General features: G+C 61.0%; 1 protein-coding gene and 1 pseudogene. Both read left to right on the forward strand.

Translation table 11 applies throughout. The features are described from left to right. Positions 1–417, forward strand: a pseudogene (locus tag AC1Q5S_RS22245) (IS21 family transposase); the annotation flags it as partial. Then, a complete protein-coding gene (gene istB, locus AC1Q5S_RS22250) occupies positions 407–1210 on the forward strand; it encodes an IS21-like element ISThsp10 family helper ATPase IstB (RefSeq protein WP_210570360.1) in 804 nt (267 codons plus the stop codon). The pseudogene AC1Q5S_RS22245 and the gene istB, both read left to right, overlap by 11 nt. Positions 1211–1283: the final 73 nt, after the last annotated feature.

Consider the following 1283-nt stretch of genomic DNA (forward strand, 5'->3'; position numbering starts at 1 on the left):
ATCGAACGCAATCATCACGGTGCCGGCCAGACCGTCTACGACTGGCGTCACTACCTGGCGGTGCTGCAGCGCAAGCCCGGCGCCTTGCGCAATGGGGCGCCGTTCCTGGAGTTGCCACCTGCGTTCAAGCGCTTGCAGGCCACGTTGCTCAAGCAGCCCGGTGGCGACCGGGAGATGGTGGAGATCCTGGCGCTGGTACTGCACCACGACGAACAGGCCGTGCTGGCGGCAGTGGAGCTGGCCCTGGAGTCAGGCGCTGCGAGCAAGACCCACATCCTGAATGTCTTGCACCGCTTGCTCGATGGCAAGCCGGCCCCGGCGCCTGTCACATCTCCCCAGGCACTCAAGTTGTCTGTGGAACCCCAGGCCAATGTGCTTCGCTATGACCAGCTGAGGGAGGTCCGCTATGCGTCATGACCCTGCCATCGCTTCCATCGTGATCATGCTGCGCGAGCTCAAGATGCATGGCATGGCCCAGGCTGTTGCGGAACTGGCCGAGCAAGGCGCTCCGGCCTTTGAGGCAGCCCAGCCCATCCTGTCCCAGCTGCTCAAGGCCGAGACCGCCGAGCGGGAGGTGCGCTCGGTGGCCTACCAGTTGAAGGTGGCCAGGTTCCCGGCGTACCGAGACCTGGCTGGCTTTGACTTCTCGCACAGCGAAGTGAACGAGGCCCTGGTGCGCCAGTTACATCGTTGCGAGTTCCTGGAGGATGCCAACAACGTGGTGCTCGTGGGCGGCCCTGGCACCGGCAAGACCCACATTGCCACGGCCCTCGGTGTGCAGGCTATTGAGCACCATCACCGCAGGGTACGGTTCTTCTCCACGGTGGAACTGGTCAATGCATTGGAGGAGGAGAAGGCCAACGGCAAGACCGGACAGTTGGCCCACCGGCTGGCTTATGCCGACCTAGTGATCCTGGACGAGTTGGGCTACCTGCCGTTCAGCGCTTCAGGAGGAGCCTTGCTGTTCCACCTGCTGTCAAAGCTGTATGAGCGCACCAGTGTCGTGATCACCACAAACCTGAGCTTCAGCGAATGGGCCAGCGTGTTCGGGGATGCCAAGATGACCACGGCACTGCTGGACCGGCTCACGCATCACTGCCATATTCTGGAAACCGGCAACGACAGCTTCCGATTCAAGAACAGTTCCGCACAGCAACCACAACCGACAACCAAGAAGGAGAAGACCCCCAAGAACTTATCCACAACGTGAGCATCGAGTTCACGCAAAAGGGTGGGTCAGATCGAGATGGAAATAGTGGGTTAGGTTTGCGTGGAAATCAACA

Source organism: Acidovorax sp. GW835-FHT14B10 (assembly GCF_058793725.1).